Below are 7,940 nucleotides of genomic sequence, written 5' to 3' on the forward strand. Positions count from 1 at the left end.
CGGTCCCCCGGCCTTACCGACACCACGACCGGAAACAGCGGCCGGGACAGCGGTGGGGGCCGGCCGTCAGAACGGCCGGCCCCCACTCCCGCGTACCCACGCCCGGCTCGCCGGACAGCCGGACGGTCCGACAGCCGACCCGCAGGACAGCCGGGCGCCTTCGGACCGCCGGGCGCCTTCGGACCGCCGGCCCCCTCGGGTCGTCGGGCCCCCGGGCCGTCAGACCCTCATGTCGTCGTACGCCGCCTCCGGCTGCCGGGCCTGCGCTCGCTCGGCCTGGTGACCGTCTCACCGGCCTCCCGCGCCGCCTCCCGGCGCTGCGTGCCGAACGCGGCGAGCGCCTCGGCCAGCTTGTGCACCGACGGCTCGGGGGCGAGGACGTCGACGCGCAGGCCGTGCTCCTCGGCGGTCTTCGCCGTCGCGGGGCCGATACACGCGATCACCGTCACATTGTGCGGCTTGCCCGCGATACCGACGAGGTTCCGCACCGTCGAGGACGAGGTGAAGAGCACCGCGTCGAAGCCGCCGCCCTTGATCGCCTCGCGCGTCTCGGCCGGCGGCGGCGAGGCGCGCACGGTGCGGTACGCCGTGACGTCGTCGACCTCCCAGCCCAGCTCGATCAGCCCGGCCACCAGCGTCTCGGTGGCGATGTCGGCCCGCGGCAGGAACACCCGGTCGATCGGGTCGAACACCGGGTCGTACGGCGGCCAGTCCTCCAGCAGCCCGGCGGCGGACTGCTCGCCCGAGGGCACCAGGTCCGGCTTCACACCGAAGTCGACCAGCGCCGCGGCGGTCTGCTCGCCCACCGCCGCCACCTTGATCCCGGCGAACGCGCGCGCGTCGAGCCCGTACTCCTCGAACTTCTCGCGCACCGCCTTCACCGCGTTGACCGAGGTGAAGGCGATCCACTCGTAGCGGCCGGTGACCAGGCCCTTGACCGCCCGCTCCATCTGCTGGGGTGTGCGCGGCGGCTCGACCGCGATGGTCGGGACCTCGTGCGGGACCGCGCCGTACGACCTGAGCTGGTCGGAGAGCGACGCGGCCTGCTCCTTCGTGCGCGGCACGAGCACCTTCCAGCCGAACAGCGGCTTGGACTCGAACCACGCGAGCTGGTCGCGCTGCGCGGCGGCACTGCGCTCACCGACCACGGCTATGACGGGCTGGTGTCCCTCCGGGGACGGCAGCACCTTGGCCTGCTTGAGGGTCTGCGCGATGGTGCCGAGGGTGGCCGTCCAGGTGCGCTGGCGGGTCGTCGTCCCGGCGACGGTGACGGTCATCGGGGTGTCGGGCTTGCGGCCCGCCGCGACCAGTTCGCCCGCGGCGCCCGCGACCGACTCCAGGGTGGTGGAGACGACCACCGTGCCGTCGCTCGCGCCGACCTCGGTCCAGCAGCGGTCGCTGGCGGTCCTGGCGTCCACGAGCCGTACGTCCGTGCCCTGCGCGTCGCGCAGCGGCACCCCGGCGTACGCCGGCACACCGACCGCGGCGGCGATACCGGGCACGACCTCGAAGGGAATCCCGGCGGAGGCGCAGGCGAGCATCTCCGTGCCCGCGTCGCCGTCGAGCCCGGGATCTCCCGTGACCGCACGGACGACCCGCTTTCCGCCCCGCGCGGCCTCCATGACAAGATTGGCCGCATCCCGGATCGGGGGAATTCCGGCGGCTGTTGACACATCGTCGACAACCGTCAGTGCAGGGGTGCTCACTCCCGCCCTGGCATGGCCGCGTACCATTTCGAGCACATCAGGCTCGGCGATCAGTACATCCGCTCCCGCGAGCGCCTCGACGGCGCGGAGTGTCAGCAGACCCGGATCTCCGGGTCCTGCACCGAGGAAGGTGACGTGCCCCGATGCGGAGCAGGCCGGAAGGTCAGAGGTGGTGGGGCTCAATGTGCTCGCTCCCCCATAAGACCGGCCGCACCCTTGGCGAGCATCTCGGACGCGAGCTCGCGCCCGAGCGCGATGGCGTCGCCGAGCGACGTGGGTACGGGACCGGTGATGGACAGCTGCACCAGCGTGGAACCGTCGGTCGTACCGACGACACCGCGCAGGCGCATTTCGTTGACAACCTGTCCGTCGGCCAGCAGGTCGGCCAGCGCACCCACAGGTGCGCTGCAGCCGGCCTCCAGGGCGGCGAGCAGGGATCGCTCGGCGGTCACGGCGACCCGGGTGTGCGGGTCGTCGAGTCCGGAGAGCAGAGCGGCGAGGTCCACGTTGACCGCGGCGCACTCGACGGCGAGGGCCCCCTGGCCGGGGGCCGGCAGGACGGTGTCGACCGGAAGGAAGTCGGTCACCTCGTCGATCCTGCCGATCCGCTGGAGTCCGGCGGCGGCGAGCACGACAGCGTCGAGTCCCCCACCGTGGACATGACCGATCCGGGTGTCGATGTTCCCCCGGATCGGCACGGTCTCGATGGTGCGGCCGTGGCTGCGCGCGTACGCGTTGACCTGGGCCGCGCGGCGCGGCGAGCCCGTACCGACGCGGGCGCCCGCCGGGAGCCGCTCGAAGGTCAGCCCGTCCCGCGCGATCAGCACGTCCCGCGGGTCCGCGCGGCGCGGCACCGCTGCCAGCGTCAGCGCGTCGGGCTGGGCCGTCGGCAGGTCCTTGAGGGAGTGCACGGCGAAGTCGACCTCGCCGCGCAGCAGCGCGTCCCGCAGGGCGGTGACGAAGACGCCCGTACCGCCGATCTGCGAGAGGTGCTCGCGGGAGGTGTCGCCGTACGTGGTGATCTCGACCAGCTCCACCGGTCGGCCGGACAGCTCACGCACCGCGTCCGCCACCAGCGCGGACTGGGCCATGGCGAGCTTGCTGCGCCTGGTTCCGAGCCTCAGCGGCTTCTCGGGCCTCAGTGGCTTTTCGGTCATACTCGCCCTCTGCCTACACCGTCGGTGTCATTCAGGTCGGCCCGGCTGACGGCGGCGACCGTCTGCGGGTCGAGGTCGAAGAGTTCACGCAGCGCGTCCGCGTATCCGGCGCCGCCGGGCTCGCTGGCGAGCTGCTTGACCCGCACGGTGGGCGCGTGCAGGAGTTTGTCGACGACTCGGCGCACGGTCCTGGTGACCTCGGCGCGCTGTCTGTCGTCGAGATCGGGGAGCCTGCCTTCGAGGCGCGCGACCTCGCTGCTCACCACATCGGCGGCCATGGCACGCAGCGCGACCACGGTCGGTGTGATGTGCGCGGCGCGCTGGGCGGCGCCGAAGGCGGCCACCTCGTCGGAGACGATGGTGCGGACCTGATCGACATCGGCGGCCATCGGGGCGTCGGCCGAGGCCTCGGCGAGTGATTCGATGTCCACGAGCCTGACACCGCCGAGGCGGTGCACGGCGGCGTCGACATCGCGGGGCATGGCGAGATCGAGCAGCGCCAGCGGGGCCGTACGGCCCTCCAGCGCGGTCTCGACGGCGCCGGCGGTCAGCACCACACCGGTCGAGCCGGTGCAGGAGACGACGACATCGGCGCCCGCCACCTCGTCACGGACGGCGCTCATGGCCACGGCGCGCGCGGTCACCCCCGTACCGCCCGGCTGGTTGAGGATCTGTACGAGCCGGTCGGCGCGCGCGGCCGTGCGGTTGGCCACGACGATCTCCTCGACACCGGCCCGGGCGAGCGTCGCGGCGGCCAGCGAGGACATCGAGCCCGCGCCGATCACCAGGGCGCGCTTGTCCTTGGCCCAGGCCTCCACGGCCCGGCCCGCGGCGAGCTGCTCCAGCCCGAAGGTGACGAGCGACTGCCCGGCCCGGTCGATACCGGTCTCGCTGTGCGCCCGCTTGCCGACGCGCAGCGCCTGCTGGAACAGGTCGTTCAGCAGCCGGCCCGCGGTGTGCAGCTCCTGTCCCAGCGCCAGCGCGTCCTTGATCTGGCCGAGGATCTGGCCCTCGCCGACGACCATCGAGTCCAGACCGCAGGCCACCGAGAAGAGATGGTGGACGGCGCGGTCCTCGTAGTGCACATAGAGATAGGGAGTCAGTTCCTCCAGCCCGACCCTGCTGTGCTGGGCGAGCAGCATGGAGAGCTCGGCGACTCCGGCGTGGAACTTGTCGACGTCGGCGTACAGCTCGATGCGGTTGCAGGTGACGAGGACGGCGGCCTCGGTCGCGGGCTCCGCCGCGAGCACGTCCTGCAACAGCTTGACCTGCGTGTCGGTGGGCAGCGACACCCGCTCCAGCACGCTCACCGGCGCGCTGCGGTGGCTCAGTCCGACGACGAGAAGGCTCATGCCGGCATCACCGCCGGAACGTCGCCGTCGGGTCCCTTGCGGTGCGCGGCGGTGCCGTCCGCCGCGGCCTCGGCGATACCCTCGCGCTCCGCCGCCGCGGCGAGGGCCGCTTCGGCGGCGGCCTCCTCACCGGCCTTGCGCTGCTCGTGGAAGGCGAGGATCTGGAGCTCGATGGAGAGGTCGACCTTCCGTACGTCCACTCCGTCGGGAACGGAGAGCACGGTCGGCGCGAAGTTGAGGATCGAGGTCACGCCGGCGGCGACGAGCCGCTCGCAGACCTGCTGGGCGGCGCCCGCGGGAGTCGCGATCACTCCGATGGAGACGCCGTTGTCGCTGATGATTCTCTCCAGCTCGTCCGAGTGCTGGACCGGCATTCCGGCGACCGGCTTGCCGGCCATGGCGGGGTCGGCGTCTATGAGCGCGGCGACCCGGAAGCCGCGTGAGGCGAACCCGCCGTAGTTGGCGAGCGCGGCGCCGAGATTGCCGATACCGACGATGACGACCGGCCAGTCCTGGGTCAGCCCCAGCTCGCGGGAGATCTGGTAGACGAGGTACTCGACGTCGTACCCGACGCCCCGGGTCCCGTACGAACCGAGGTAGGAGAAGTCCTTGCGCAGCTTGGCGGAGTTCACTCCGGCCGCGGTCGCGAGTTCCTCGGAGGAGACCGTGGGTACGGAGCGCTCGGACAGAGCGGTCAGCGCCCGCAGATACAGCGGGAGTCGGGCGACGGTGGCCTCGGGGATTCCTCGGCTACGGGTCGCCGGTCGGTGAGTTCGGCCAGTTGCCACGGTGCTCCAACGGGATGAGCGAGGCTGCAGGCGGCCATATGTCCCAGGACCGCCCCGTCGAATGCAGGCTATGTCTTTGTGAACGCGTGCACAAAGATAGTGTCCGTTTTGTCTGAGCAAAGTGACCGGGGTCACGCATCCCGATCCGGCGATCCCGGAACCGGCGACCGCATCGACCCGTTGCACAGAGGAAGGGGGCAAAACCGCACACACTCCTTACGAATAGGCCCCCGAGACCGCTTCCCGAATCCCTCCGGGACCGGCCCCCGGATCTCCGGCGACAGCGTCCTTACCGCACCGCGACCCGGACCGCTCTCCTCGAAGGGGGCCCAGCAAAGCGCCCACGATGGTAACCGTCTTTTCGGTCAGGCCCCCAGTTCCCGGCGCAGCCGATCCGCGTCCACCCGCCAGAATGTGTGCTGCTCCCCGTCCACCAGCACCACCGGGATCTGCTCCCAGTACGCGCGATGCAGCGCCTCGTCCTGCGTGATGTCCTTTTCCTCCCAGGATGCTCCCGTCTCCGAGCACACCGTCTCGATGACCGCACGCGCATCGTCACAGAGATGGCACCCGGGCTTGGAGACAAGTGTCACCACCCGCTCGTCGGCCTTCTTCTTCGTCTTCTTCGTCGTACGCCGCAGCAGAGGACTCATGCGGCCCATTCTGCGCCCGAGCGGGATCCGGGGTACCCGGTCGTCCACAGGCCGCCGCCGATCCCCCGATTAACGCACCGGTCCGGCAGAGTTCACCCCATGGCATCCTCACCCGTCGGGCAGTTCCGAACAGACTGGCTATGCTCACGCTATGGCCGCACTGGGATGGCTCACCCCCCGTAGACGCTCCGCCACAGCCCGGAGCGTGCTCGCGGGCGAGGCCGCAGCCGAGGCAGGACTGAAGTCCACACAGGCGCAGGAGACCCTGGAGCCGCGCAAACCCCGGGCCTCCCGTGACGAGACGCCGGGATTCCCCGTCGTCGGGGACGCGCGTGCCGCCGCCTTCTTCGATCTCGACAACACCGTGATGCAGGGCGCCGCGCTCTTCCACTTCGGCCGCGGCCTGTACAAGAGGAAGTTCTTCCAGCGGCGGGAGCTGGCCCGGTTCGCCTGGCAGCAGACCTGGTTCAGACTCGCCGGGGTCGAGGACCCCGAGCACATGCAGGACGCGCGCGAGAGCGCCCTGTCCATCGTCAAGGGCCACCGGGTCGCCGAGCTGATGTCCATCGGCGAGGAGATCTACGACGAGTACATGGCCGACCGCATCTGGCCCGGCACCCGCGCCCTCGCCCAGGCCCACCTCGACGCCGGCCAGCAGGTCTGGCTGGTCACGGCCGCGCCCGTCGAGACGGCGACGATCATCGCCCGCAGGCTGGGTCTGACCGGGGCCCTGGGCACCGTCGCCGAGTCGGTCGGCGGCGTCTACACCGGCAAGCTGGTCGGCGAGCCGCTGCACGGCCCGGCGAAGGCGGAGGCCGTCCGCGCCCTGGCCGCCCGCGAGGGCTTCGACCTGGACCGCTGCGCGGCGTACAGCGACTCGCACAACGACATCCCGATGCTCTCGCTGGTCGGCCATCCGTACGCCATCAACCCGGACAGCAAGCTCCGCAAGCACGCGCGCCGCCTGGACTGGCGGCTGCGCGACTACCGGACCGGCCGCAAGGCGGCCAAGGTCGGCATCCCGGCGGCAGCCGGAGTGGGCGCGCTCGCGGGCGGCACGGCCGCCGCGGTCGCCCTGCACCGCCGCCGCCGGTAACCCCGGGCCCGCCGCCACGCCACCCGCACTCCCGCCGCACCCGCGCCACGCCCGGGCCGGGCCATGCCCGCAAACGGCCGATCCCGCCGTTCTACCCGCGCGCCCGGGCACCCAGTCACAGGGTCGCTACTCAGGCACAACCCATCACGACACCAGACAGATCTTGACTCAATCTGATCAATAAACGGTCACGATGTGCTACTTGATACGCCGCCTAGGCGTCACGGAAGCGACGTAATCGATGATTTGAGCAACTGGGTGTAGCACTGCCTGTACGAAGCGTTATTCTCCTCAGACGCATACCGGACCCCACACGTCGCCACGACGAGTGAACGGTCCCGCACTGCACGTGATGGAAGCTCTGCCTCTGGGAGTCCCGTGTACCCACACGTCGGGGTTGACGCCTCGGGCCTGGCTACGCTGCGCGCAACGGTCCTCGACCACTTGCGCGGCTTCGTCCCCACCGCGTACGCCGTCCCCGCCCTCGCCGCCACGGCCCCTGCCGTGAGCGGCCCTATCGGTCCTTGTTATGCCCTGGCGAACGGCGGTGCGGCGGTCGGCAGACGGGGAAGCCGCGGCGGCCCCGCCGCCTCGACCCCCGCACGCCGCCCCACCGCCGACAGCGACAGCGCCCGCATGATGGAACTCGTCGAGCGCGCCCAGGCCGGTGAGGCCGAGGCCTTCGGCCGGCTGTACGACCAGTACAGCGACACCGTCTACCGCTACATCTACTACCGCGTGGGCGGAAAGGCGACCGCGGAGGACCTCACCAGCGAGACGTTCCTGCGCGCCCTGCGCCGTATCTCCACGTTCACCTACCAAGGTCGCGACTTCGGCGCCTGGCTGGTCACCATCGCCCGCAATCTGGTCGCCGACCACTTCAAGTCGAGCCGTTTCCGGCTGGAGGTGACCACGGGCGAAATGCTCGACGCCAACGAGGTCGAGCGCAGCCCGGAGGACTCCGTCCTGGAGTCCCTCTCGAACGCGGCGCTGCTGGAAGCCGTACGGAAACTCAATCCGCAGCAGCAGGAGTGCGTCACCCTGCGCTTCCTCCAGGGCCTCTCGGTCGCGGAGACGGCCCGGGTCATGGGCAAGAACGAAGGAGCGATCAAGACATTGCAGTACCGAGCCGTCCGTACGCTGGCCCGGCTCCTCCCGGAAGACGCCCGCTGACCGCCGCCGTCCCTC

General features: G+C 71.0%; 7 protein-coding genes. 2 read left to right on the forward strand and 5 right to left on the reverse strand.

All coding sequences use genetic code 11. From position 1 onward, the window contains the following. Positions 1–227: 227 nt before the first annotated feature. The 5 genes from BFF77_RS18960 to BFF77_RS18980 all read right to left on the reverse strand — a co-directional run bounded on the left by BFF77_RS18960 (position 228) and on the right by BFF77_RS18980 (position 5,656). Complete coding sequence (locus BFF77_RS18960; RefSeq protein ID WP_066951172.1) at positions 228–1,889, reverse strand: bifunctional uroporphyrinogen-III C-methyltransferase/uroporphyrinogen-III synthase; 1,662 nt, start codon at positions 1,887–1,889, stop codon at positions 228–230. After that, positions 1,886–2,863 (reverse strand): hydroxymethylbilane synthase, encoded by a 978-nt coding sequence (gene hemC, locus BFF77_RS18965; protein ID WP_066951175.1) that lies wholly within the window; start codon positions 2,861–2,863, stop codon positions 1,886–1,888. The genes BFF77_RS18960 and hemC overlap by 4 nt, the downstream gene beginning before the upstream one ends. Further along, a complete protein-coding gene (locus BFF77_RS18970) occupies positions 2,860–4,215 on the reverse strand; it encodes a glutamyl-tRNA reductase (RefSeq protein WP_066951176.1) in 1,356 nt (451 codons plus the stop codon). The genes hemC and BFF77_RS18970 overlap by 4 nt, the downstream gene beginning before the upstream one ends. Further along, the gene (locus BFF77_RS18975; protein ID WP_066951179.1) at positions 4,212–5,003 is read right to left on the reverse strand and encodes a redox-sensing transcriptional repressor Rex; all 792 of its coding nucleotides are present in this window, start codon (positions 5,001–5,003) and stop codon (positions 4,212–4,214) included. Before BFF77_RS18975 ends, BFF77_RS18970 begins: the two co-directional genes overlap by 4 nt. A gap of 365 nt (positions 5,004–5,368) precedes the next feature. After that, the gene (locus BFF77_RS18980; protein ID WP_066951190.1) at positions 5,369–5,656 is read right to left on the reverse strand and encodes a glutaredoxin family protein; all 288 of its coding nucleotides are present in this window, start codon (positions 5,654–5,656) and stop codon (positions 5,369–5,371) included. Positions 5,657–5,807: 151 nt separating this feature from the next. On the opposite strand from BFF77_RS18980, the gene BFF77_RS18985 reads away from it, so the two are divergent. Both BFF77_RS18985 and BFF77_RS18990 read left to right on the forward strand, forming a co-directional pair. Beyond that, entirely contained in the window at positions 5,808–6,752 is a 945-nt protein-coding gene (locus tag BFF77_RS18985; RefSeq protein ID WP_066951181.1) for an HAD family hydrolase, read from the forward strand. A gap of 378 nt (positions 6,753–7,130) precedes the next feature. After that, positions 7,131–7,925, forward strand: coding sequence for an ECF subfamily RNA polymerase sigma factor, BldN family (locus BFF77_RS18990; RefSeq protein ID WP_066951184.1), 795 nt, complete (start codon positions 7,131–7,133; stop codon positions 7,923–7,925). Positions 7,926–7,940 lie beyond the last annotated feature (15 nt).

This window comes from Streptomyces lushanensis, from assembly GCF_001700515.1.
In the GTDB taxonomy this organism is placed as follows: domain Bacteria; phylum Actinomycetota; class Actinomycetes; order Streptomycetales; family Streptomycetaceae; genus Streptomyces; species Streptomyces lushanensis.